This is a genomic window from Desulfovirgula thermocuniculi DSM 16036 (assembly GCF_000429345.1).
Taxonomy (GTDB): Bacteria; Bacillota; Desulfotomaculia; order Desulfotomaculales; family Desulfovirgulaceae; genus Desulfovirgula; species Desulfovirgula thermocuniculi.
Map to the genome: position 1 here is coordinate 1 of NZ_AUBR01000030.1, position 23,894 is coordinate 23,894.

The 23,894-nt window shown below is 62.4% G+C and carries 28 protein-coding genes; 23 read left to right on the forward strand and 5 right to left on the reverse strand.

Annotated elements, in window-relative coordinates:
• On the forward strand, window positions 1-424 hold a 424-nt coding region (locus G454_RS18360; protein ID WP_035107489.1), incomplete at its 5' end, for a zinc ribbon domain-containing protein.
• A 115-nt stretch (window positions 425-539) separates the two neighbouring features.
• Window positions 540-1,268: a tRNA 2-thiocytidine biosynthesis TtcA family protein gene (locus G454_RS0108370; protein WP_027718265.1), complete on the forward strand. Its 729-nt coding sequence runs from the start codon at window positions 540-542 to the stop codon at window positions 1,266-1,268.
• Here G454_RS0108370 and G454_RS0108375 read toward each other — a convergent pair.
• Entirely contained in the window at window positions 1,251-1,694 is a 444-nt protein-coding gene (locus tag G454_RS0108375; protein ID WP_027718266.1) for a thioesterase family protein, read from the reverse strand. The two genes, G454_RS0108370 and G454_RS0108375, sit on opposite strands and share 18 nt — an antisense overlap.
• A gap of 115 nt (window positions 1,695-1,809) precedes the next feature.
• Here G454_RS0108375 and G454_RS0108385 point away from each other — a divergent pair, with 115 nt between their 5' ends.
• The 15 genes from G454_RS0108385 to ftsY all read left to right on the forward strand — a co-directional run bounded on the left by G454_RS0108385 (window position 1,810) and on the right by ftsY (window position 15,674).
• Entirely contained in the window at window positions 1,810-2,700 is an 891-nt protein-coding gene (locus G454_RS0108385; RefSeq protein WP_027718267.1) for a LysR family transcriptional regulator, read from the forward strand.
• Window positions 2,701-3,017: 317 nt separating this feature from the next.
• Entirely contained in the window at window positions 3,018-5,120 is a 2,103-nt protein-coding gene (acs, locus tag G454_RS0108390) for an acetate--CoA ligase alpha subunit (protein WP_027718268.1), read from the forward strand.
• A 15-nt stretch (window positions 5,121-5,135) separates the two neighbouring features.
• The gene (locus G454_RS0108395) at window positions 5,136-6,185 is read left to right on the forward strand and encodes a phosphotransacetylase family protein (RefSeq protein WP_027718269.1); all 1,050 of its coding nucleotides are present in this window, start codon (window positions 5,136-5,138) and stop codon (window positions 6,183-6,185) included.
• A 94-nt stretch (window positions 6,186-6,279) separates the two neighbouring features.
• The gene (locus tag G454_RS0108400) at window positions 6,280-6,804 is read left to right on the forward strand and encodes a YceD family protein (protein WP_027718270.1); all 525 of its coding nucleotides are present in this window, start codon (window positions 6,280-6,282) and stop codon (window positions 6,802-6,804) included.
• 21 nt (window positions 6,805-6,825) lie between these two features.
• On the forward strand, window positions 6,826-7,005 hold the full coding sequence (gene rpmF / locus G454_RS0108405; RefSeq protein WP_027718271.1) for a 50S ribosomal protein L32: 180 nt from the start codon (window positions 6,826-6,828) through the stop codon (window positions 7,003-7,005).
• 146 nt (window positions 7,006-7,151) lie between these two features.
• Complete coding sequence (fapR, locus tag G454_RS0108410; RefSeq protein ID WP_027718272.1) at window positions 7,152-7,730, forward strand: transcription factor FapR; 579 nt, start codon at window positions 7,152-7,154, stop codon at window positions 7,728-7,730.
• Entirely contained in the window at window positions 7,727-8,740 is a 1,014-nt protein-coding gene (plsX, locus tag G454_RS0108415) for a phosphate acyltransferase PlsX (protein ID WP_027718273.1), read from the forward strand. Before fapR ends, plsX begins: the two co-directional genes overlap by 4 nt.
• On the forward strand, window positions 8,737-9,801 hold the full coding sequence (locus tag G454_RS0108420; protein ID WP_027718274.1) for a beta-ketoacyl-ACP synthase III: 1,065 nt from the start codon (window positions 8,737-8,739) through the stop codon (window positions 9,799-9,801). The genes plsX and G454_RS0108420 overlap by 4 nt, the downstream gene beginning before the upstream one ends.
• Window positions 9,773-10,732, forward strand: coding sequence for an enoyl-[acyl-carrier-protein] reductase FabK (gene fabK / locus G454_RS0108425; RefSeq protein WP_281168457.1), 960 nt, complete (start codon window positions 9,773-9,775; stop codon window positions 10,730-10,732). The genes G454_RS0108420 and fabK overlap by 29 nt, the downstream gene beginning before the upstream one ends.
• Complete coding sequence (gene fabD, locus G454_RS0108430) at window positions 10,729-11,670, forward strand: ACP S-malonyltransferase (protein ID WP_027718276.1); 942 nt, start codon at window positions 10,729-10,731, stop codon at window positions 11,668-11,670. Before fabK ends, fabD begins: the two co-directional genes overlap by 4 nt.
• 1 nt (window position 11,671) lies before the next feature.
• A complete protein-coding gene (gene fabG, locus G454_RS0108435) occupies window positions 11,672-12,415 on the forward strand; it encodes a 3-oxoacyl-[acyl-carrier-protein] reductase (RefSeq protein WP_027718277.1) in 744 nt (247 codons plus the stop codon).
• 56 nt (window positions 12,416-12,471) lie between these two features.
• Window positions 12,472-12,702, forward strand: a complete 231-nt coding sequence (gene acpP, locus G454_RS0108440; RefSeq protein ID WP_027718278.1) for an acyl carrier protein — start codon at window positions 12,472-12,474, stop codon at window positions 12,700-12,702.
• Window positions 12,703-12,775: 73 nt separating this feature from the next.
• Window positions 12,776-14,023 carry a beta-ketoacyl-ACP synthase II gene (fabF, locus tag G454_RS0108445; RefSeq protein WP_027718279.1) on the forward strand — a complete coding sequence of 416 codons (1,248 nt, stop codon included), beginning with the start codon at window positions 12,776-12,778 and terminating at the stop codon, window positions 14,021-14,023.
• Between the two features lie 17 nt (window positions 14,024-14,040).
• Complete coding sequence (gene rnc, locus G454_RS0108450) at window positions 14,041-14,760, forward strand: ribonuclease III (RefSeq protein ID WP_027718280.1); 720 nt, start codon at window positions 14,041-14,043, stop codon at window positions 14,758-14,760.
• Complete coding sequence (gene ftsY, locus G454_RS0108455; protein ID WP_027718281.1) at window positions 14,760-15,674, forward strand: signal recognition particle-docking protein FtsY; 915 nt, start codon at window positions 14,760-14,762, stop codon at window positions 15,672-15,674. Before rnc ends, ftsY begins: the two co-directional genes overlap by 1 nt.
• Window positions 15,675-15,687: 13 nt before the next feature.
• On the opposite strand, the gene G454_RS0108460 is transcribed toward ftsY, so the two are convergent.
• Window positions 15,688-16,803, reverse strand: coding sequence for an NAD(P)/FAD-dependent oxidoreductase (locus tag G454_RS0108460; RefSeq protein ID WP_027718282.1), 1,116 nt, complete (start codon window positions 16,801-16,803; stop codon window positions 15,688-15,690).
• An 85-nt stretch (window positions 16,804-16,888) separates the two neighbouring features.
• Between G454_RS0108460 and G454_RS0108465 the strand changes: the two genes are divergently transcribed.
• Window positions 16,889-17,995, forward strand: a complete 1,107-nt coding sequence (locus G454_RS0108465) for a GerAB/ArcD/ProY family transporter (RefSeq protein WP_027718283.1) — start codon at window positions 16,889-16,891, stop codon at window positions 17,993-17,995.
• Here G454_RS0108465 and G454_RS18365 read toward each other — a convergent pair.
• On the reverse strand, window positions 17,918-19,039 hold the full coding sequence (locus G454_RS18365; RefSeq protein WP_245574358.1) for an NAD(P)/FAD-dependent oxidoreductase: 1,122 nt from the start codon (window positions 19,037-19,039) through the stop codon (window positions 17,918-17,920). The two genes, G454_RS0108465 and G454_RS18365, sit on opposite strands and share 78 nt — an antisense overlap.
• Before the next feature lie 92 nt (window positions 19,040-19,131).
• On the opposite strand from G454_RS18365, the gene G454_RS18370 reads away from it, so the two are divergent.
• Both G454_RS18370 and G454_RS0108485 read left to right on the forward strand, forming a co-directional pair.
• A complete protein-coding gene (locus G454_RS18370) occupies window positions 19,132-19,605 on the forward strand; it encodes a hypothetical protein (RefSeq protein WP_051276106.1) in 474 nt (157 codons plus the stop codon).
• 107 nt (window positions 19,606-19,712) lie between these two features.
• Window positions 19,713-20,162, forward strand: coding sequence for a hypothetical protein (locus G454_RS0108485; RefSeq protein ID WP_027718284.1), 450 nt, complete (start codon window positions 19,713-19,715; stop codon window positions 20,160-20,162).
• Window positions 20,163-20,173: 11 nt separating this feature from the next.
• Here the strand turns inward: G454_RS0108485 and G454_RS0108490 are convergent, their stop codons facing one another.
• Entirely contained in the window at window positions 20,174-20,416 is a 243-nt protein-coding gene (locus tag G454_RS0108490) for a ferritin family protein (RefSeq protein WP_027718285.1), read from the reverse strand.
• Between the two features lie 14 nt (window positions 20,417-20,430).
• A complete protein-coding gene (locus tag G454_RS0108495) occupies window positions 20,431-20,637 on the reverse strand; it encodes a ferritin family protein (protein ID WP_027718286.1) in 207 nt (68 codons plus the stop codon).
• A gap of 148 nt (window positions 20,638-20,785) precedes the next feature.
• On the opposite strand from G454_RS0108495, the gene mtnP reads away from it, so the two are divergent.
• From mtnP to G454_RS0108510, 3 genes are read left to right on the forward strand one after another with little or no spacing between them, the layout of a single operon-like run.
• Window positions 20,786-21,571, forward strand: coding sequence for an S-methyl-5'-thioadenosine phosphorylase (gene mtnP / locus G454_RS0108500; protein WP_027718287.1), 786 nt, complete (start codon window positions 20,786-20,788; stop codon window positions 21,569-21,571).
• A 26-nt stretch (window positions 21,572-21,597) separates the two neighbouring features.
• A complete protein-coding gene (gene mtnA / locus G454_RS0108505) occupies window positions 21,598-22,632 on the forward strand; it encodes an S-methyl-5-thioribose-1-phosphate isomerase (protein WP_211230018.1) in 1,035 nt (344 codons plus the stop codon).
• A 12-nt stretch (window positions 22,633-22,644) separates the two neighbouring features.
• Window positions 22,645-23,892 (forward strand): adenosylhomocysteinase, encoded by a 1,248-nt coding sequence (locus G454_RS0108510; protein WP_027718289.1) that lies wholly within the window; start codon window positions 22,645-22,647, stop codon window positions 23,890-23,892.
• Window positions 23,893-23,894 lie beyond the last annotated feature (2 nt).

The following is a 23,894-nucleotide window of genomic DNA, read 5'->3' on the forward strand; positions in this document are numbered from 1 at the left end:
GCAGGGCATGGTTTCGAAGGATCCTGCCAAAGGGAAGGGTAACGCAAAAATCAACCGCGCGGTGCAGAACGACTGGCCGCTGGTGAAACTCCTCGGCCGCCTGTCCTACAAGTGCCATCTGCGGGACAGGTACGCGAAGAGTGCCGACGAGCGCTACAGCACCCAGCGGTGCAGCCGTTGCGGGCACCGGCAGAAGCTCGACCCCTCGGTGCGGGTTTACTGCTGCCCTAAGTGCGGGCTCATAGTGGGCCGTGACGAGAACTCTGTCGTGAACCTGCTCAACAAAATCCTTGCCGAGTTGGCCCGGCCGCCGGGTAAGCCGGAAGGCTTCACCGCGCGTGCCGTGTACCGCCGCGCCCCTTGGGGAAGGTGGTATACGGAAACCTCCAGGGTACATAACATGGCCCTGGCCTCCGGAGCCTAGCCGCTCCCGGATGCCCCCCAATTTGTTGGGGGGAGGAGGTCACAGGTAAACGTTCCCCCTTTGACACGCCCCCCTTTGCCGGTGTAAATTTACGCTGGTAAGGGGGGAACACTGCTTGGACAGGAAATTCCAGCGCTACATCATTTCGCAGGTGAAGCGGGCCGTAGTGGACTACGGGATGATTGCCGAAGGCGACCGGGTGGCGGTGGGTCTTTCCGGGGGTAAGGACAGCGGCGTCCTGCTGCACGCCTTAAATATTGTACGGCGCGTCTCGCCCGTGAAGTTTTCCTTGCACGGGGTTTTCGTTGACCCCGGGTGGGAGATGGAGGTAAACGTGCTGCGGGAGTTTTGCGAGAAGGAAGGGGTTCCCTTCTACTACAAGCCCACGAATATTGCCCAGGTGGTTTTTGACATCCGCCAGGAGAAAAACCCCTGTGCCCTCTGCGCCAATTTGCGGCGGGGAGCATTAAATACCACCGCCCGCGAGCTGGGCTGCAATAAGGTGGCCCTAGGCCACCACCTGGACGATGCCATAGAGACTTTTTTCATGAGCCTCTTCTACAACGGCCAGTTTCGCACCTTTTCGCCCATTACTTACTTAAGCCGCAGCGGCCTGACCATGATCCGCCCCTTGATTTACCTCACCCAGGAGCAGGTAAAGGAGATGGCCCGGCAGAAAAAAATACCGGTGCTGGATAACCCCTGCCCGGTAAGCGGCAAGACCGTGCGGCAGGAAATGAAGGAGTTCGTGCAAGAGCTCGTGGCCAGGTATCCCGAACTGCACTTACGCTTTCTAAACGCCTTCAAAACTGCCGACCTGCGCAATCTATGGCCGGTGGTGTAATTGAAGCGCGCGGGCAGCTTTGGCTTCTGCCTTAGCGTTGAATTTTGCAGTGTTAATTATGAACCTCTCGTGGGTACCTTCAGAGATAACGTCAATTCCATCATCGGCAACTATGGAAAAAGTAAGCTTTCTTCCCTCTACTTTCTCTAGCCTTAATTTGACTGTAACCGTTAATCCCGGTGGGGTCGCAGCTTTATGGCTCAGCTTAACATCTATTCCTACTGTCTGTTCGTTAGGCCAATCAATATACGGGTTAATTGCTTTTATGCAAGCCCATTCGATCAGCCCTACCATAAATCCTGTCGCCAGAACTCTGGGCATCACTTGAAACTCCGCTGACTCTGGGTATAAGTAAGGTACGGTCTTATTTTCTGGGATTTTAAACTTGAATTCGTAAGTTAATCCAGGCTGGAGGGAACCGTTCATGAGAAAGTTAAACCTCCTTTGTTTTTTATAATGCCCTACCCTATTTTAATCCTGGAGCACTTATTTGACAAATTTATTGTCATAATATTCAAATTTTTCAGAGGGGTAGTCTGATATGGAATGGAGACATATTCTTGCTTTTTACCATGTGGCCAAATTGGGTAGCTTTACAAAAGCCGCAGAAGTCCTTTTTAAAACCCAATCGGCTCTTACACAGCAGATTAAGGCTTTGGAAGATGAACTCGGCTTTCCATTATTGGAAAGGATAGGTAAGAAGAAACTGAAACTTACTCAGGCTGGCGAAAAGTTTTTTGTTTTCGCCGAAGAAGTGATTAACAAATATAACGCGGTAATGGATGAGATAGCCGAACTTAAAAATTTACCCAAAGGGAGATTGAGAATGGCAGCCCCGTTCACCACCCTTTACCACTTATTCCCAAATGCAATAAAGCAATATACCCAGCTTTTTCCATGGGTTGAGCTAACCGTACTCGACCGCCCGCAGCAAAAGGTCATCGAGCTTGTTAAAAACGGTGAGGTTGATCTCGGTGTAGCCATTGAGTCCCTCGTGCCAAAGGAACTAACAACAATTCGCTGGAGAAAAGTTGAAACGGTTCTTATGGTACCTCCAGGTCATCCCCTGACCGAAACAAAGGAAATCACCGTTAAGGAGATAGCTAAATACCCACTCATACTTCCTCCGAAAACTATTGAGTATTCAAATCGCATAAAATTGGAAAAACTCTTTCAGGAAGTAGGAGCCACTTACCGGATAATCATGGAATCATCTAATGTCGAATTAACTTCCCTTTACGTGGAAATGGGGCTCGGCATATCATTTGCTACAATTGTGAGGAAGCTACCAGAGCTGAGAAACAGAAAGCTGGTCTTTCTGCCGTTAAAAAACATTTTTAAGCCTGACTACATAGCCGTGGTGGTGCGCAAAGACAAGACTCTTGTGTCCTTTGAAAAGGCTTTTCTGAGTATTTTATTAAACCAGGACTAGGTATCCTGTATGCCATCCTTTTGTTTATCGAATTTTTCGATAAGTAATGACTTGATCAATCAGGTTACCATATGGAAAACCTGTAATATAACTCGGTGGCGACCGTGCAGTAAACTTTTTGGCGCATGTATACTTTCCCCTTTTTTAAGGAATAAATTTTAAGACTAGATGCTCAACTTGGAAACTTGAGCAACCGGGTTTATTTTTCATGCTTTTTTAAACATTAATATTTTGGGTTTTCGCTTTTGTTTTTAGTTTGGCCGCACTATAATGTAGCTAGAGGATTTGTTCGCCAGTTGCAAAGAAGAGGTGAGAATGTGGGGTACCTGCACAATTTTTTTAGCCCCGGGACCGTAGCAGTGATCGGTGCCTCGAAAACGCCGGGCAAGGTGGGGCATTCCATCGTTAAAAACCTGCTCGATGCCGGTTACCCGGGTCGTATTTACCCTGTGAACCCCCGCGAGAAAGAAATCGAGGGGCTGAAAGCATACCCTTCGGTCCTGGAGATTCCCGGAGAAGTAGAGATGGCCGTAATTGCCGTGCCTGCAGCCGGGGTGCTGGACGTCGCCGCGGAGTGCGGGCAGAAGGGCGTGCGGAATCTGGTGGTGGTCACGGCGGGTTTCAAAGAGGTGGGCAAGGAAGGCCTCGACTTGGAAAAGCGCCTGGTGGGCATCTGCCGGCAGTACGGGATGCGCATGCTCGGCCCCAACTGCGTGGGCATGATGGATACCCATACCCCCATAAACGCCTCCTTTGCCAGGAGCTTTCCCCTTAAGGGAGATATAGCCTTTTTGTCGCAAAGCGGGGCCACCCTCATTGCCATCCTGGACTGGAGCCTTTCCGTGGGCCTGGGCTTCAGCAAGATGGTCAGCCTGGGCAACAAGGCCGACCTCTCGGAAATCGACTTCATTGCCGAGGCGGCCGAGGACCCCTACACGAAGGTTATTGCCTGCTACCTGGAGGACGTGGCCGACGGCCCGCGCTTCCTGGAGGTGGTCCGGGAGGCCACCAGGAAGAAGCCGGTCATCATTCTCAAATCCGGTACCAGCCAGGCGGGCGCCCAGGCGGCTTCGTCCCATACCGGCGCCCTGGCGGGCAGCGACCTGGCCTATGACATCGCCTTCCGGCAGTGCGGCGTGATCCGGGCCCGCACCATGAACGAGCTGTTCGAGTTAGCCATTGCCTTTGCGCGGTGCCCCCTGCCGGCAGGGGAAAGGGTGGCCATCGTTACCAACTCCGGCGGTCCCGGCATTGTGGCCACGGACAGCGTGGAAAACAGGAAGCTGGCCATGGCCCGCTTTGCCAGAGAAACCATCGAGGAACTGCGTGCCGGGCTTCCTCCCGAGGCGGCCCTCTACAACCCCGTCGACGTGCTGGGTGACGCCAAGGCCGACCGCTACCGCTTTGCCCTGGAAAAGGTACTCCGCGACCCCAACGTGGACAGCGTGATGGTCCTCATGTGCCCTACGGCGGTAGCGGACCCCGTGGAAACCACCAGGGCCATTATCGAACTGCGGGAGAAATACCCCCAAAAGCCCCTCCTGGGAGTCTACCTCGGGGGCCGCTCCATGGCCGAGGGAGTGAGACTGATGGCCGAGGCAGGCATACCCTGCTTTACCTTTCCCGAGCCGGCGGTGGCGGCCATTGAGGGCCTGGTCAGGTACGTAAAGTACCGCCGCCTCCCGGGGGGCAAAGGCGAGCTGGCCTATGAAGACGTGGACAGAAAGGCCGTGAAGGCCGTCTTCTACGACGTGCTGCGGGACAACCGCCTCGTCCTTTTGGGCAGCGAGGCGGCGGCGGTGGCCCACGCCTACGGCATCCCGGCGGCGGAAATTGCCCTCACCACCACCCCCGAAGAGGCCGTGGAAGAGGCGGAAAAGATGGGCTACCCGGTGGTGCTGAAGGTAGCCTCGCCCAAGATCCTGCACAAGACCGACGTGGGCGGGGTAAAGGTGGGCCTGGACTCTCCGGAGGCCGTGCGCCGCGGCTTCATCGAGATCATGGAAAACGTCAACCGCCTGATGCCCCAGGCCGTCGTCTACGGCGTGGAAGTGCAGAAAATGATGCCCAAAGGCATCGAGCTGATCATCGGCATGACCAGGGACGTGCAGTTTGGCCCCATGATTGCCTGCGGGCTGGGCGGCATTTACGTGAACCTGCTCAAGGACGTGGCTTTCCGCCTGGCCCACGGCCTCACGCGGGAGGAAATAGAGGCCATGCTGGCCGAAACCAAAGCTTACATGCTTTTAAAGGGCTACCGCGGCGAGAAGCCGGCGGACATACCGGCCCTCATTGAGGCCATCGGGCGCACGGCACGCTTGGTGCTCGACTTCCCGGAGATTACCGAGATGGATATCAACCCCGTTTTCGCCTACCCCAAAGGGATAACGGCCCTGGACGTCAAAATTACCATTTCGTGAGGTGTTTTAAAGGCCATGAAAAGCTTGTACATTATGGGCACGCCGGCCAGCGGCAAGACGGCCCTGGCCCTGGGCCTGGCCCAGAAGCTGCAAAAGGAAGGTTACCGCGTCTCCTACTTTAAGCCCATCGGCAGCCCCTCGCGGCGCGCGGATGGGGTGGACGATGATGCCGTGCTTATGAAGGAAGTTCTGCAGATGGACCTGCCTCTGGAAGTAATCACGCCGCGCCTCATCGGGCCTTCGTACCTCCTGGGCGACGGGTGCCGTGAGGCCCGCGAGAAGATCCGGGAGGCCTACGCGCGCGTTTCCGCCGGCGCCGACGTGGTCCTCATCGGCGGAGCCGCCTACCCTTACGCCTATGCCGCCTGCGGCCTGGATGACATTACCCTGGCCAGAGAGCTCGGCTCCCCGGCCCTGCTGGTGGTCAACGTGGAGAGCGACACCGGCTTTGACCGCACCCTCTTTTTTAACCGCGCCATGGTGGCCGAGGGCGTAAAACTCCTGGGTAATGTCTTTAACAACATCCCGCGCCCCCTCCTGGCCAAAACGGAGGGCATCTACCGCCCCATCCTGGAGGAAAAGGGCTACCGCGTGTTGGGCATTATTCCGCGCCGCCCGGAGATTGCCTCTCCCACCGTGGAGGAGTTTTACGAGGTGCTGGGCGGCGAGGTCCTGGCCGGGGCGCAGAATATGGGGCGGCTGGTGGAAGACGTGATGGTGGGGGCCATGACGGCGGAAAGCGCCCTTAACTACTTCCGCCGCTCGGCAGATAAGGCGGTAATCCTGGGCGGCGACCGCGCCGACGTGGCCCTGGCGGCCCTGGAAACCAGCACCTCGGTGCTCATCCTCACCGGAGGCCTGTACCCGGACGTAAGGGTTCTGGCCAGGGCCCAGGAAAAGGGTGTGCCGGTTATCCTGGTGCACTACGACACGTACACCACCATTGAAAAGATCAGCCACCTCACCCGCCGTTTGAAGCCCGGCGATACCACGGGCATAAAAGTGGCCCTGGAAAACGTGGAAAAGTTCTGCCAGTGGCAGGAAATAATTGCCGCTCTCGCTTAAGTAGACGGCCGCCAATCCCAGTGGCGGCCTTTTCCTTGACAACTGCCGCACCGCCCCTTTATAATTTGCTTGTTGAGTCAGGGGGGTGTTGGCCGTGCGCGTGGATGTTTCCGAGATCCGGAAGAGTCCCGGCATGAAAGTGCACCTCGAGCTTTCCTCGCGCCTGCCACCTCTGGAGGTCGAGGGCCAGGCCGTGAAGTTTACCGGCCCGGCCCGTGCTTCCCTTGACGTGACCAATAACGGCAAAGCGCTGGTGGTGGAAGGGGAGGTGGAGGCCGGGCTGGAGGTCAGCTGCGCGCGCTGCCTGGAGACCTTTAATTTCCCCGTTAAGGTGGATTTTAGCGAGATCTATTACCCTGCGGGTGCCGAGGGCATTAGCCCCGAGGAGCGCGAAGAGTGGATTCCCTTCGTGGGCGAGGTGCTGGATCTCACGCCGGAAGTGGTGAAGAGCATCGTGCTGGCCCTGCCCATGCGCTTTATCTGCCGGGAAGAATGCCGCGGTCTCTGCCCCCGGTGCGGGAAAAACTTGAACCTCGGTGAGTGCCACTGCTCCAGGGAAGGCGTTGACCCGCGGCTCGCCGTGCTGGGGGATCTCTTAAAGGAAATGAAACCTCGCTGACGGTAAAAGGGGGGAGTCACAGTGGGCGTACCAAAGAGGAGGGTTTCCAAGCGGCGGGCGAGGATGCGCCGGGCCAACTGGTTAAAGATAGACGCGCCGGTTCTGGTTAACTGCCCCCGCTGCCATGCTTTTACCCTGCCCCATCATGTCTGCCCCGAGTGCGGGTACTACAAGGCCAGGAAGGTAATAGAGGTAGAGTAGCGCTTTAAAACTCCTGTTCCGGCCTCGGAAAGCTGTGGCCGGAATGTTTTTTTCTTTGAGCGGGTGGTTGCTTTAATTTGCCAGGGAGGCTATACTTTATTTTAGTACCTGGTCATAAATTTTCCCTCGCATTCCGGTGGTAGGCCGTGCCCAGAGCCCACCTTTCCAAAAAACAGCGCCAGGAGCTGGTGGCCCGTTATTTGAGCGGCAACCCTTTCCTGACCGATGAGGATCTGGCCGCCCTCCTGGGTGTCAGCGTGCAGACCATCAGGCTGGACCGCAGCGAGCTGCACATTCCCGAAAAGAGGGAGCGGCTGGAACAGGTGGCCCGGGGGGTGTATGGCAGGCTGAGGTCCCTGGAGGAGGGGGAGTTGGTCGGTGAGCTGGTGGACCTGGAGGTGGGGAAGCACGGCATTTCCATCCTCACCATTACCGAGCAGATGACCCTCAAGAAGAGCTGCGTGGCCCGCGGGCATTACCTGTTTGCCCAGGCCAACTCCCTGGCGGTGGCCCTCTGCGATGCCGAGGTGGCCCTTACGGGAACCACAAAGGTGAGCTTTCGCCGCCCGGTGTATTGCGGGGAAAAGGTGGTGGCCAGGGCATTAGTGCGCCGCAGAAAGGGCAATAAATATATGGTAAGGGTTACCTCTACGGTTAACGGCGAGACGGTCCTAGAGGGGAAGTTCCTCATTTTTGGCCTTGCTGAGGAGGTTTGGCGCAGGTGAAAATTGCCGTTGATGCCATGGGCGGCGACCATGCCCCTGCAGAAGTTGTGCGGGGGGCACTGGAGGCGGCCCGGGAGTACCGCCAGGAGATCATCCTGGTGGGGGACGAAAGGGCCATTGCCGCCGAGGTGGGCTCCGCCCTCCCGCCCGGCGTGGAGATCGTCCATGCTCCGGAAACAATTACCATGGCCGAGCAGCCGGCGGTGGCGGTGAGGAAGAAAAAGCAATCCTCCATCGTGCAGGCCGTGCGCCTGGTAAAGGAAGGCGTGGCCCGGGCGGTGGTTTCCGCCGGCAGCACCGGGGCAACCATGGCCGCCTCGCTCCTGGGGCTGGGCCGCATACCCGGCATTGACCGCCCGGCCATAGCCAGCGTGCTTCCCCGCCAGGGCGGCCGGACGGTGCTTTTAGACGTAGGGGCCAACGTAGACTGCAAGCCCCACCACCTGCTGCAGTTTGCCCTCATGGGTTCCCTTTACGCGGAGAAAATCCTCGGCGTACCCAGGCCCAGGGTGGGCCTTTTAAACGTGGGGGAAGAGGAGACAAAGGGCAATGAGCTCACCCTGGCGGCCCATTCCCTTTTACGCTCCTCGCCTCTAAATTTTGTTGGCAACGTGGAGGGCCGCGACCTTTTTGCCGGGACGGTGGACGTGGTGGTCTGCGACGGCTTTGTGGGTAACGTGGTCTTGAAATCCGGCGAGGGTCTGGCCCTGGCCCTCCTGGAAATGCTCAAGGATGAGGTGGCCAAGAGCCTGATGGCCCGGGTGGGTGCTTTCCTGCTACTCCCGGCCCTGAAGGGCTTCAAGCAGAAGGTGGATTACGTGGAGTACGGCGGCGCCCCCCTGCTGGGTGTTAACGGCGTGGTCATTATCTGCCACGGCAGGTCCAACGCCCGGGCCATAAAAAACGCCATCAGGCGGGCCGGGGAGGCCATCAGCTCTAATCTGGTGGAGGCCATCCAGGAAAGCATCGGCAAGAGCCTGTGGCAGGAGAAAGCGGGGGTAATGAATTGAGACCGAAAACTGTTACGCCCGCAGGCATATGGGGCACCGGCATATACCTTCCTCCCCGCGTGCTTACCAACCGGGATCTGGAGAAGATGGTGGACACCAGCGACGAGTGGATACTGACGCGCACGGGGATTAGGGAGCGGCGCATTGCCGAAGAAGGCCAGGCGGCTTCGGACCTGGCCGTACCCGCCGCCCGGCAGGCGCTGGCGGAGGCCGGTGTGGCGGCAGGAGAGCTGGACCTCATCATCGTGGCCACCAACAGCCCGGACATGCTTTTCCCGGCCACCGCCTGCCTGGTGCAGCACGCCCTGGGAGCCGTTAGGGCGGGAGCCTTCGACCTCCAGGCGGGCTGCACGGCCTTCATTTACGCCCTGGCCTGCGGGGCGCAGTTCATTGCCACCGGCACGGCCAGGTGGGTGCTGGTAATAGGCACGGAGGTTCTCTCCCGGCTGGTTAACTGGCAGGACCGCAACACCTGCGTCCTCTTTGGTGACGGGGCCGGGGCGGCTGTCCTGGGACCGGTGCCGGAGGGCTACGGCATTCTGGCCACCCGCCTGGGGGCCGAGGGCGCAGGGGCGCACCTGCTTTCCCTGCCGGCGGGGCTGTCCCGACACCCTGCTTCTCCGGAAACGCTGGCCAAGGGAATGCACTACATACACATGAACGGGCGGGAAGTCTTTAAGTTTGCCGTTAAGGTGATGGAGGAGGGCTTTGCCGAGGTGCTGGAGGCGGCAGGCCTCTCGCCGGAGCAGGTGGACTTTTTCATCCCCCACCAGGCCAATACCCGCATTATTGAGGCAGCCGCCAAGAGGATGAACCTGCCCAGGGAGAAGGTGTGGGTGAATCTGGACCGTTACGGTAATACCTCTGCGGCCACCATCCCCGTGGCCCTTCATGAAGCGGTAAAGGCCGGGCGCATTAAGGACGGCGACCGGGTGGCGCTCATGGCCTTTGGTGCCGGGCTCACCTGGGGAGGCATGGTGCTGCGGTGGTACGACCCGCGCAAAGAGAACCATATTGCTAGGGAAGGGGAAGATGGCCATTATCCGCACGAAGCTGTGTGACCTGCTGGAAATTGAGTACCCCATCATCCAGGGGGGCATGGCCTGGGTATCCACCGCCGAGCTGGCGGCGGCGGTAAGCGAGGCCGGCGGGCTGGGGATAATCGGCACGGGGCACGCCACACCCGATTGGGTGCGGGAGCAGGTGCGCCTGGCCCGCAGCCTGACCGGCAAGCCCTTCGGGGTTAACGTGATGCTGCGCTCGCCCTACGCGGAGGAGATCCTGCGGGTGGTGGTGGAAGAGCGCGTGCCGGTGGTGACCACCGGGGCGGGTAACCCGGGCAAGTACCTGGGGGAGCTTAAAGCGACCGGGGTCAAGGTCATCCCTGTGGTGGCCTCCGTGGCCCTGGCCAGGCGCCTGGCCAGGAGCGGCGTGGATGCCCTGGTGGCCGAGGGCATGGAGAGCGGGGGACATGTGGGCGAGATCGGCACCTTCCCCCTGGTCCCCCAGGTGGTGGATGCGGTGGACATTCCCGTTATTGCCGCGGGGGGCATTTTTGACGGGCGCGGCCTGGCGGCGGCCCTCATGCTGGGGGCGCAGGGGGTACAGATGGGCACCCGCTTCATGTGCGCCGCCGAGTGCACCATTCACCCGCGGGTGAAGGAGATGATCATTAAGGCCGGGGACAGGGATACGGTGGTCACGGGCAGGTCCACCGGCCACCCGGTGAGGGTCCTGCGCAACAAGCTGAGCCAGCAGTTTGAAGAGCTCGAGAGGCGCGGCGCCCCGCCGGAGGAGCTGGAAAAGCTGGGGGTGGGCAGGCTGCGGGCGGCCATGGTGGACGGCGATGTGGAGTACGGCTCGGTGATGGCCGGCCAGGTGGCGGCCATGGTGAAGAAAGTCCAGCCCGCCCGGGAGATCGTCCTGGAAGTGGTGCAGGAGGCGGCCCGGCTCCTGGCCTCTGCCTCCCGCTGGGTGGTGTCGCGGGAATGAAGGTGGCCTTTCTTTTCCCCGGGCAGGGCTCCCAGTTCGTGGGCATGGGTCGCGAGATGTACGAGCGTTTTAATACCGCCCGGCGGGTTTTCCATGAAGCAGACGAGGCCCTGGGCTTTCCCCTCACGCGCCTCTGCTTTGAGGGACCGGCCGAAGAGCTCCAGCAGACCGTAAACGCCCAGCCGGCCATCCTTACCGTCAGCGTGGCCTGCCTGGCGGTGCTGCGGGAAACGGGCGTGGAGCCGGCGGTGGCCGCCGGCCACAGCCTGGGCGAGTACAGCGCCCTGGTGGCCGCGGGGGCGCTGGAGTTCGGCCATGCCGTGCGCCTGGTGCGCAAGCGGGGCCAGTTCATGCAGGAAGCGGTTCCTTTGGGGGCGGGGGGCATGGTGGCGGTAATCGGTCTGGACGCCGCCAGGGTGGAGGAGGTCTGCCGGGAGGCCTCAAAGGGCGGCGCGGTGGTGGAACCGGCAAACTACAACTGCCCCGGCCAGGTGGTGGTAGCCGGGGAGATGGCGGCCCTGGAGCGGGCAGTAGAGCTGGCCAAAGCGGCAGGGGCCCGGAGGTGCGTTTACCTGCCGGTGAGCGCGCCCTTCCACTCGCGGTTAATGCGCCCTGCCGGGGCAAGGCTAGCCGCCGAGCTGGCCCGCGTGCCCGTTGCCGACCCCCGCTTTCCCGTAGTCTCCAATGTGACCGCCAGCTACGTGACCTCCCGGGAAGAGGTGGTCCGCCTCCTGGTGGAGCAGGTTTACAGCCCCGTGCGTTGGGAGGAGAGCATGCGGCGGCTCATCAATGACGGCGTGGACGCCTTTGTGGAGGTTGGCCCCGGGACGGTGCTCTGCGGGCTCATGAAGCGCATCAGCCGCGAGGCCGCCTGCCGCGGTGTGCAGGACCCGCCTTCCCTGGAAGAAGTCCTTGCGTGGCTGAGGGAGGTAGGCTAAAATGTTACTTGATGGCAAGAAGGCCGTGGTTACCGGGGCTTCGCGGGGCATCGGCCGCAGCATTGCCCTGGCCCTGGCCGAGGCCGGCGCCGAGGTGGTGGTGAACTTTTGCGGGCGGGCCGATGCCGCCGCAGAGGTGGTGTCGCGCATTCGGGAAATGGGCCGGCGGGCCGTGGCCTGCCAGGCAGACGTTTCCGTGCCCGCCGAGGCGGCGCGGCTGGTGGAGGTGGCCGTAAAGGAGCTGGGGGGCCTGCACATCCTGGTTAACAATGCCGGGGTCGCCCGCGACAACCTGGTCATGCGCCTCTCGGACGAGGACTGGGACCGCGTCCTGCAGGTAAACCTTAAGGGAGCCTTTAACACCATACGCGCCGCCTCCCGCGTGATGGTGAAAGCCCGCTGGGGCCGCATCATCAATATTGCCTCGGTGGTGGGCCTGGTGGGTAACCCCGGCCAGGCAAACTACGCGGCCAGCAAGGCAGGCCTCATCGGCCTCACCAGGGCCGTAGCCCGGGAGCTGGGTTCGCGCAATATTACCGTCAACGCCGTGGCCCCCGGCTTTATCCTTACGGAAATGACGGAGGCCCTCTCCCGGGAGGTGCGGGAGAAAATGCTGGCCCGCACGGCGCTAGGGCGCTTCGGGCAGCCGGAAGAAGTAGCCGCCCTGGTGGTCTTCCTGGCCAGCGAGGCGGCAGGCTACATAACCGGGCAGGTAATTGCCGTGGACGGAGGTCTAACGGTGTAGGACCGGGACATAATTGTTTTAGTGGTTGGGGGAATATGGGAAGGGGGTGATGATGCTTGTCCATCTTTGAGAGGGTAAAGGCAATTATTGTGGAGCAGCTGGGAGTGGATGAGTCAGAGGTAACCATGGACGCCTCCTTCATTGACGACCTGGGGGCGGACTCCCTGGACATAGTGGAGCTGGTGATGGCCCTGGAAGAGGAGTTTGATATAACCATTCCCGATGAGGATGCGGAAAAAATCCGCACCGTCGGCGAGGCCGTGAAATACATCCAGGACCACATTTAGTTTAAAGCTCAAGTCCCGCGCCCTACGCGGGACTTTTTGAGATAAAAGAACTCTTTTTAAGGAGGATACGGTTTTGACGGCCAAGAGAAGGGTTGTGGTTACCGGCCTGGGCGTGGTTTCTCCCTTAGGTACGGGGTTGGAGTCTTTCTGGGCCAACCTGATCGAGGGGAAAAGCGGGGTGGGCCCCATTACCCGCTTTGACGCCAGCGCCTTTGAAACCCGCTTTGCCGCTGAGGTTAAGGACTTTGACCCCACGCGGTACGTTGACCGCAAGGAAGCGCGGCGCATGGATCGCTTTACCCACTACGCCCTGGCGGCCACCAGCATGGCCCTGGAGGATGCGGGGCTGGACCTACAGGAAATAGACCGCGACCGCGCGGGGGTCATCCTGGGCTCCGGCATCGGGGGCATTGAAACCCTGGAGGAACAGCACAAAATCCTCTTGTCCCGCGGGCCAGGCCGGGTTAGCCCCTTTTTTATCCCCATGATGATTGCCAACATGGGGGCGGGGCAGATTGCCATTACCTACCAGCTGAGGGGTTGCAATTTTAACGTCACCAGCGCCTGTGCCTCCAGTGCCCACGCCATTGGCGACGCTTTCCGCCTCCTGCAGGGGGGCTACGCCGAGGTGATGATTACCGGGGGCAGCGAGGCCCCCATAACCCCCCTTGCCCTGGCCGGCTTTTCCTCCATGAAAGCCCTCTCTACCCGCAATGAAGATCCTGCGAAGGCCAGCCGCCCCTTCGATGCCGGGCGGGACGGTTTTGTCATCGGGGAAGGGGCAGCCATCCTCATCCTGGAAACCCTGGAGCACGCAGAAAAGCGCGGTGCGCGCATTTACGCCGAGGTGCTGGGGTACGGCACCAGCTGCGATGCCCATCATATCACCGCTCCCGACCCCCAGGGTGAAGGGGCAGCCCTCTGCATGAAGCGGGCGCTGGAGGACAGCGGTCTGTCGCCGGAAGAAGTGGACTACATCAACGCCCACGGCACCTCCACCCCCCTGGGGGACAAGGTGGAAACGCTGGCTATCAAGCAGGTCTTTGGCGCCCACGCCTACCGGCTGGCCGTCAGTTCCACCAAGTCCATGACCGGCCACCTCCTGGGCGCGGCAGGCGGCCTGGAAGCGCTGATCTGCGTGCTAGCCATAGAGCGGGGCGTTATACCCCCTACCATCAACTACGAGGAGCCGGATCCGGAGTGCGACCTGGACTACGTGCCCAATGAAGCCCGCCGGGCCGACGTGCGCGTGGCCCTGACCAACTCCTTTGGCTTTGGAGGGCACAATGCCACGCTCATTTTCGGCAAGTACACGCCGTGAAGCCGGGTGGTTTTCCTGTGGATAACCGGGTTAAAATAGAGGCCTTAAAGGAGCGCCTCTCCCTTTGCTGGCAAAATGAGGACCTGCTCCATGCGGCCCTCACCCACGGCTCGTACAGCAGCGAGCATCCCGGCGCCGGCGACAACCAGCGCCTGGAATTCTTGGGTGACGCCGTGCTGGAGCTGGTGATCAGCGATTACCTTTACCGCACTTATCCCGGCTTGAGCGAAGGCGAGCTGACCCGCCTGCGGGCGGCGGTGGTCTGCGAGCCCTCCCTGGTCAGGGTGGCCCGGGAGCTGGATTTGGGCTCCTGCCTTTACATGGGCCGCGGCGAGGAGCGCGCGGGGGGAAGGGAGAGGCCCTCCATCCTGGCCGACGCCTTTGAGGCCCTGCTGGGGGCCATTTACCTGGACCAGGGCCTGGAGGCGGCCAGGCGTACGGCCCTGCGCTACCTGGAGCCGATCGTGCGGGACGTGCTGGAAGGGCGCGTGGAGCGGGACTATAAGACCGAACTCCAGGAGATACTGCAGGAGGAAGGCCAGGTGGAAATACGCTACCATATCTTGCGGGAGGAGGGGCCCGACCACAGCAAGACGTTTACCGCCGCCGTTTACTTCTGGGGCCGGGAGATGGGCCGGGGGAGCGGGCGGTCCAAAAAGGAAGCCGAGCAGCGGGCGGCCTGCCAGGCCCTCACCAGGCTGGGCTATTTAAAGAAGGGGCCGCGGGGGGATGGTTAGTGGGTATTTTCAGCCGTTTGAAGGAAGGCCTGGCCAAGACGCGCCAGGGGCTGGTAGAGAAAATCGAAAGCCTGGTGTCCGGGCGCAAGGTTATCGATGAAAGCCTCTACGAGGAGCTGGAGGAAGCCCTCATTGCTGCGGACGTGGGGGTGGAGGTTTCCCTGGAGCTCATGGAGGCCTTGCGCCGGCGCGTGAGGGAGCAGAAGGTGAAGGATCCGGGCCAGCTAAAGCCCCTCCTCCAGGAGCTGATCCTGGAGGTGCTGGAGGAAGGCAGGGCCTCCCTGGAGCGCGGCGGTCCCCCAACGGTGGTCCTGGTGGTGGGGGTAAACGGCACGGGCAAGACGACGACCATCGGCAAGCTGGCCCACTTCTGCAGGTCCCGGGGCGAGCGGGTGATCCTGGCCGCCGCCGATACCTTCCGGGCGGCGGCCATCGACCAGCTAGAAATATGGGGCCGGCGGGCGGGGGCGGAAGTGATCAAGCACCGGGAGGGTGCCGACCCGGCGGCGGTGGCCTTTGATGCCGTGCAGGCGGCCCGCGCCCGCAGGGCGGACATCGTTTTCATCGACACCGCCGGGCGGCTGCACACCAAGAGCAACCTCATGGAGGAGCTAAAGAAGATCCGGCGCGTGGTGGGCAGGGAAGTGCCCGGCGCGCCCCACGAGGTGCTGCTGGTGCTGGACGCCACCACCGGCCAGAACGCCCTTTCCCAGGCCCGCCTCTTTGGCGAGGCGGTGGGCGTGACGGGCATCGTGCTGACCAAGCTGGACGGCACGGCAAAGGGCGGGGTGATCATCGGCATCCGCCGCTCCCTGGGCATACCGGTGAAGTTCATCGGCATCGGCGAGGGCATCGACGACCTGCAGCCCTTCAACCCCCGCGAGTTTGTGGAGGCGCTGTTTGCCACAGGATAGCGCCTCCTTTCCTTTACGGCACCGGCATCCGCCTGTTGCGGGGCCTTATTTTTTGTGTGAGCCGCTCGATGAGGTCCAGCGTGAGGGCGCCGTACTTGAAAATGTCGATGTTGGTGTGGTAGATGAGCTGTTTTAGGGGCGGCGCGGCCAGCAGCTTGACCAGCACGTTGAAATGGGCGTCGCTCAGGCTGTTAAGCAGTCGGCGGTAGGAAAGGGCCTGCAGGATCTGCCGGCGCAGGCCTGCGGTCAGCGCGGTGTAGGGCGTGCCTTGGGCAATGGCCAGTCCGGCCAGGAAACCGCTTTTTAAGGCACCCATCAGGCCGAAGCCCAGGAAGGGCTCCATGAAGCCGCCGGCATTGCCCACCAGCAGGACGTTGCCCACCTGGGGCGGGTAGCAGTAGCCGCTGGTGTGGGGGAGGGAAAAGCTCTCCACCTCCTGGTAGGGGAGCTTTTCCACTTTCCAGAAGAGCCGCCACATTTCTTCCGCCTCGTCGGCGTTGCTGTCGGTGACGATGAGGACCAGCGAGGCCCGCCGGCGGCTAAAGGGGGTGAGGTAGGCGTAGCCGTGGCGGCAGTAGGAGGTGTTCAGCCACATGAGGAGGGTGTGCGGGTCGAAATCCCCCAGCACCGCCGCGCCCCGCACCCAGGTGCTGATGATCTCCTGCCAGAGGCCCAGGGTGCGGGGCGCCTGGTCCGTGCCGTCGGCCACCACCACAAAGTCATACTTCCCGGAAAGCTCCCGCCAGTCGGCGCGGCAGTTGTAGCGCACCGGGCTTTGAAGGAGGGAGGAGAGCTGGCTTTCCACCGAGCCTTCGTCCTGCCCCCGCAGGAAGAGGTAGCCCAGGTTGCCGGTGACGGTGCCGGAGGCGTTTGGGGCGTGCATGACCACTTTTTGCAGCCGGGCCAGGGGCCGGATGGGCAGCCCGAGCTTTTGGTGGAGGTAGGCCACCTGGTCCTTTACGGGCCGGTTTAAAAGCTGCAGGATTCCCCCCACATGGGGAAAGGTTTCCCCGGAGCGGTGGCGCTGCTCGAAGATGTCGGGGAAGATGCCGTGGCGCTCCAGGGTGAGGGCGCAGGCCAGGCCGGAGATGCCGGCGCCGATTACGGCCACGCGGGGCCTCGCGTTCATTTAGGCTTCCCTCCTTAGAGCCGCGGCGGCCCGCATATCCTTTTCCATCCCGGTGCACAATATGTGGCAGCGGAGGTGAGATGCGGTGGCGGAACTTGTGGAGAAAGGGCGCATATCTTCCCGCCAGCTGGCTCTGCTGCTTTTCAGCACGGTGATTTCCACCATCACCGTCTACCCTCCCTCCCTGGTGGCCGGGGTGGCCGGCAGGGACGCCTGGCTGGCCGTAGTGCTGGCCACCGCCTACACCCTGCTGTTCTGGTGGGTGATTGTCGCCCTGGCGGCGCGCTTTCCCGGCGAAACTGCCGTGCAGTACGCGAGGCAAGTCCTCGGGCGGTGGCTGGGGAGCCTGGTGGGGCTGGTTTTTATTTTCTTTTTTTTCGTGCTGGGGTTTAACGTGGCCCGCGTGATGGGCGAGATCATGACCACTGCTTTTATGCCGCGCACGCCGGAGGTGGTCATCGTGGCCATCCTGGTGGTGCTGGGCGCCTATGCCGCGTACGGCGGCCTGGAGGTCATCGCCCGCGTGAACGAGATTCTCCTTCCCGTGGGCGTGGCCGTCCTCCTCTTTGTGGGCGCAAGCTCGCTGTCGACCGTGGACTTCGCCAACTTCCTGCCCGTCCTGGAAGAAGGCCTGCGCCCGGTTAACTGGGGCGGCGTACTCCTCCTTTCCTTTACGGGGGAGGTGGTGCTGGCCCTCATGCTCTTTCCCTTTGTGCAGGACCGAGAGGTGGTGGCCCGGGACGGCGCGCTGACCATCCTCGGCCTGGGTGCGGCCATGCAGATCGGCGTGCTGGCCATCGGCCTCTACACCCCGGAGGTGGCCGCCAAGATGGTCTTCCCGGCCCTGGAGATGGTGCGCGGCGTATCGCTGGGCAAGCTCATCTCCCACCTGGACGTGCTCATCATGGGCGTCTGGATCGGGGGAATATTCATCAAGCTGGCCGTTCTATACTACGCTGCGGTGCTGGGCCTGGCGCAGTGGCTGGGGCTGGAGGACTACCGCCCCATGGTGGCGCCCACGGGCGTGCTCCTGGTGGCCTTTTCCCTGCTGGCCTACCGCACGCAGGGCGAATACTACACCACCGCCCTAATGGAAGTCTTTCCCGGGCAGGCGCTAATCCATGAGTTCTGCCTGCCCCTCTTGCTCCTCCTGGTGGCTCGGCTGCGGGGCCTGCGGGGCGGCGAGGGCTAGTCTTTTCCCCGCCGCCTGCCAGAGCGCAAAGAGGTTCAGCCCGGAACGGTAGATGAGCTGTTTTAAACCGGGCAGGTTTAAAAGGCCCAGGAGGCGCTCCAGCCCCCGGTCGTCCAGCCGCTCCAGGAGGCGCCTTAGGGCCCTGCACTGGTCGAGGCGCCGCACCAGCGGCTGCACTAGACTCTCGTAGTCCAGCCCGCGGGCTATGGCCCGGGCGGCCAGCACCCCGCTAACTATACTGGCAAAGACGCCTTCCCCCAGGAAATTGTCGACAAACCCCCCGGCGGTGCCGGTAAGGAGGAGGTTTTTCACCTGCCGGCGTGATGGCCGGCCGCAGTGAAAGATCATTTCAAAGGCCTCCACCACCGGATAGCGGTCCAAACCTTCTGCCTCCAGAAACATATTCCAGTAATCGTCCAGCTGTTTTAGCCCGATTCCCCCCACGCACAGGTGGAGGGAGGCCCGCTCCCTTCCCAGGGGCACCAGGTGGCCGAAGCCGTGGCCGGCGTAGCGGGTGTCCAGCCACATGGAGGCCGCCCGGGGGTCGAAATCCCCCAGCACAACGGCCCCCTTAACGGCTACCTGTTCCGGCTCCTGCCAGAGCTCCAGGCGGGAGGCCACGTCGCCGTCGCCCGTGGCCACCACCACGCGGTCGAATTCCTGGGAAAGCTCCAGGGGGTCGGCCGGCGTTTCAAAGGAGATGGGTGACCGCAGCCGGGAGGCCAGCTGGCACTCCAGGGATGCCGGGGCGCGCCCGCGGTGGACGATGTAGCCTAGGCGCCCGCTCACGGCCACGCGCCTGCCCGGCGAGTGCATGACGATTTTCTGCAGCCTGGCCAGCGGTAGCAGGCGCAGGCGGCAGCGCTGCTCCAGGTACGCCAGCTGGTCTTTTACCGGTCGCCAGGTAAGCTCTAAGAGCACTTCCGCCCGCTCCACCGGGCTGCCCACCCGGTGGTGGCGCTCGTAAATTGCCGGCCGGATGCCCAGCCGCTCGAGCTCCAGGGCGCAGGCCAGCCCCGCCGGCCCGGCGCCCACGATGGCCACCCGCAATTCCGGCCACCCCCGCTGCCCAAACTCCGTTCATATTGTTTGCCGCCGGTGGGCACATTATGTTCTGGTGTAGGGAGGTGCGGCTTGTGCCCTGGCTGGTTTCCTTCTTAATCAGCTGGGTGTGTTTTAGCCTTTTGGCGGACCTGCGCCGGCCCGCGGTTCTCTTGGTGGGCGGCCTGGGAGCGGTGGCGGTGCAGCTTTTCACCGACTACCTGGGCCAGCAGCTGGGCCACTACCGGGTGCTGGACCCCGTCATACCCCTTTGGGGCTCTTCGGCCTTTTTCACCTTCGGGCCCGTCTTCACCATGGGCGCCCTTTTCGGGCAGTACCTCCCCGCGGCGCGCTGGCTGCAGGGACTGCACATTGCGGCTTTTGGCGGCCTGTTGCTGCTGGAAGAGCATATGTTCATGCTGGTCGGCGTGCTGGAATACACGGGGCACTGGAGCCACCCGGCAAGCTTCCTGATCAACATCCTGGCCATGACCGCCCTGGCCTGGCTGGCGGAAAGCCAGCGCCTCGGCTGGCAGGCGCCGGGGAGGAGGGCCGGGGCCCTTGATTGATCTCTTTACCTTTGCCGTCTTTTCTGCCGGCGTGGCCCTGGCCGTGGCCTTATGGCTTCTCTTGCTGAAGCGGCTGGGGACTTAGACGCCTTAAAAGGGGGACAGCTTTGCGCGTGGCCTGGGTGATCTGGTTCCTTTTTTCTCTGCTGTTATCCCTGCTTGTGGCCGGAAAGGAGGGCTGGCGGAGTTTCTGGCCCCTGGGCCTGGTGGCCCTGGCCGTGGTCTACGCCTTAGACGGCACTTTAATCGCCCTGGGCGCTTTCAGGTACGACGGCGGCCTGGCCGCCCTGGGGGGCCTTCCCCTGTTCTATTTCCTCTCCACGGCGCCTTTAGCCGTGGTCGCGGCCCGCTTTTATCCGGCCGTTCACCGCCTGCGCCTGCCCTACGTGGTGGTCCTGGCGGCGGCTTTTCTTCTGGTGGAGCAGGTGATGCTGGCCATCGGCAGCTTTGCGCACCTGAACTGGTCCCCGGCCAAGAGCCTGGCGCTAAACGTAGCGGGCTTTTCCCTTTTGTTCTGGCTGGGGGAGTGGCTGGGGTGCTGGGAGAGAGGCCGGTGAAACGCGGCGGCCTACAGGCCGGGCTGCGGCCTTGCCCGCAGGGCGGGGATGATCCTGCCGGGCGGAAAAGGAGCGGATTCCAGGTGCAGTATTTCGGTGCGTAAGTAGAGCACGTGCTGTGCCTCCTCGTCCCTTAAAGCGGCAAAAAGCCGCCTGGCGGCGGGGTTGACCGTGAGGAGCAGTTGCTCGTTGTAAAAGCGCTGGCTGAACATCTTGTCGCAGAGCAGGTCGTAGAGGAGGTCCAGTTTCTTCAAGGGTGCCCACACCCCTAGCGGATGTTTAAGTTTTTCATCTCCGCTTTAAGCATGACCGCGTGACGGCGGCTGGCCACGGCCAGGCCGGCCAGCAACTCCTTTAACCGGGGATCCCGCGCGGCCTCTGCCAGGAAGGCGTATTTGGCCTGGCGGCGCTCCTCCATGTCCAGGGCGGCCTTGAAGGCGTTATTGAGGACTTCTTTTTCCGTTAAAAGGGACAACTGCCTCACCCCCAAAAATATTCTTCCTGGGGGGAAGAAAGCGTATACTTATTTGCGCGTGGCGGGAGGAAAGTTAAAGGAAAGGGCGAATAGTAGGAAGGGCCAAGCGCAAAGAGTGCGGGAAAAGCTTTTTCTGGAGGGTTGGAGCGTGAGCGTGCGCATAGCCATCATCGGCGGCACGGGGGTATACGACCCGGCCATTTTGGAAGACGTACGGGAGGAGCGCTTATCCACCCCTTTCGGCAGCGCCAGGGTCAAGATCGGAACCTACAAGGGCAAGGCGGTGGCCTTTATGGCCCGGCATGGGGAGGACCACTCGGTGCCCCCGCACCTGGTGAACTACCGGGCCAACATCTGGGGGCTGCGGCTTTTAGGGGTAAAAAGCATCCTGGCCACCGCCGCCGTGGGCTCTTTAAACGTGCAGATGAAGCCCCGCCAGTTTGTCTTTGTGGACCAGTTCCTGGACTTCACCAAGTCCCGGCCCCAGACCTTTGTGGAAAAGGGCGTGGTGCACCTGGACATGACCGACCCCTACTGCCCGGAACTGCGCCGGGTGCTGGCCAGCGCGGCTGAAGAGTTGGGGCTGGAGCACCACACCAGGGGCACCTACGTCTGCACCGAGGGGCCGCGCTTTGAGACGCCGGCGGAGATCCGCATGTTCCGCCACCTGGGTGGGGACCTGGTGGGCATGACCAGCGTGCCCGAGGTGGTGCTGGCCAGGGAGGCGGGCATCTGCTACGCCACCGTGGCCATGGTGACCAATTATGCGGCGGGGATCGCCCAAGGACGCCTCTCCCACCAGGAGGTGGTGGACGTGATGGCCGAAAATGCGGCCAACCTGCGCCGCCTCCTCATGCGGGCGGTGGAGATGCTGGACGTGGAGCGCACCTGCCTCTGCCATGCGACTCCCCTTGATCCCTCAGCCGTGCCTTGATGGGGTGATGGGCCTTGCTGGAAACCATGCGCTGGGAAGACGGCGTGCTGGTTTTGCTCGATCAGACCAGGCTGCCTGCCGCCGTGGAGTACATCCGCTGTGCGGATGTGGAGTGCGTGGCCGAGGCCATTAGGAATTTGCGGGTGCGGGGGGCGCCGGCCATCGGGGCGGCGGCTGCCTACGGCCTGGTGCTGGCCCTGCGCTCTGCCGCGCCCGGGACGAGAGAGGAGTTTGTGGCCAGGGCCAAAGAGGCGGCCCGCTACCTGGCCTCCACCCGCCCCACGGCGGTAAACCTCACCTGGGCTTTAAACCGCCTCCTGCGGCGGCTGGAGGGGCCCGGCGGCGGGGGACCCGCGGAAATGCTGGAGGTGCTCCTCGAGGAGGCCCACGCCATCTACCGGGAGGATCTGGAGGCCAACCGCCGCATGGGGCGCTTCGGTCAGGAGCTGCTTCCTCCCGGCGCCAGGGTCCTCACCCACTGCAATGCCGGCGCGCTGGCCACCGCCGGCTACGGCACGGCCCTGGGGGTGGTGCGGGCCGCCCATGAGGCGGGCAAAGGGATCCGCGTGTACGCCTGCGAAACCCGCCCCCTCCTGCAGGGTGCCCGGCTGACCTCCTGGGAACTGCTCCAGGAAGGGATACCGGTAACACTGGTTACCGACGGCATGGCCGGTTACCTTATGGCGCAGGGCATGGTGGACGCGGTCATCGTGGGGGCGGACCGCATTGCCGCCAACGGGGACGTGGCCAACAAAATAGGCACCTACGGCCTGGCCGTGCTGGCCTCCTACCACGGCCTGCCCTTTTACGTGGCCGCGCCTCTTTCCACGGTGGACCTGACGCTGGAAAGCGGGGCGGAGATCCCCATTGAGGAAAGAAGCCCGCAGGAAGTGACGCACCTTTGCGGCGTGCGCGTGGCCCCCGAAGGGGTGGGCGTATGGAACCCGGCCTTTGACGTCACTCCTGCCGAGCTGATTACCGCCATCATCACCGACAGGGGGGTGGCCAGACCCCCTTACCGTGAATCCCTGGCCGCCCTGTGCAGGGACAAAAACTTATGAGGAGAGTGGCCGATGCAGGACTTTCTCATTAGAGACCCGGGCCTCGCTCCCGCCGGCAGGTTAAAAGTCGAGTGGGTGCGGGCGCACATGCCGGTGCTCAACGCCGTGCGCCGGGAATTGCGAGAAGGGCAGCCTTTTAAAGGCGTGCGTTTAGCCATGAGCATCCACCTGGAGGCCAAAACGGCCTTCCTGGCGCTGGTGCTCAAAGAGGCCGGGGCTCAGGTGGCCATCACCGGCTCCAACCCTCTTTCCACGCAGGACGACGTGGCGGCGGCCCTGGTGGAGGAAGGCCTCAGTGTCTATGCGTGGCACGGCGCCACGGAGGAGGAGTACACCGACCACCTGATAAGGGTACTCCAGAGCCGCCCCCATCTGGTCATTGACGACGGAGGCGACCTAGTGCACCTCCTGCATACCCGCTGCCGGGACCTGGCGGGAGAGGTCATCGGGGGCTGCGAGGAAACCACCACCGGCGTGCTGCGCCTGCGGGCCCTGGAGAGGGAAGGGAAGCTCCTCTTTCCCATGATTGCCGTCAACGACGCCCGCACCAAGTTTCTCTTTGACAATCGCTACGGCACGGGAGAGTCCGTCTGGGCGGGCATCATGCGCGCCACAAACTTGCTGGTGGCGGGCAAGACGGTGGTGGTGCTGGGTTACGGCTGGTGCGGCAAGGGGGTGGCCAAAAGGGCGCGGGGGCTCGGGGCCAGGGTGGTAGTCTGCGAGGTGGACCCCGTGAAGGCCCTGGAGGCCCATATGGACGGCCACCGGGTAATGAAGAGCACGGAGGCGGCGGCGGTGGGCGACATCTTCATCACCGTTACCGGCTGCCGGGACGTGCTGCGGGCCGAGCATTTTGAGCGCATGAAGGACGGGGCCATTTTGGCCAACGCCGGGCACTTCGACGTGGAGATCAGCAAGCCGGACCTCGCTTCCCTGGCCGTTTCCCGGCGGGTGGTGCGGCAAAACGTGGAGGAATTTGCCATGCCCGACGGGCGGCGGCTCTACCTCCTGGGGGAGGGCCGTCTGGTCAACCTGGCCTGCGGCGACGGCCATCCGGCGGAGATCATGGACCTCTCCTTTGCCCTGCAGGCGCTGTGCTGCAGGTACCTCTTGGAGCATGGGAAGGGATTTGCGCCCCAGGTTTACCAGGTGCCCCCGGAGGTGGACCGCCGGGTGGCGGAGCTGAAGCTCTCCTCTTTGGGAATTGAGATCGACCATCTGACACCCGAGCAAAGGGCCTACCTGGAAGGTTGGGAGTGAAA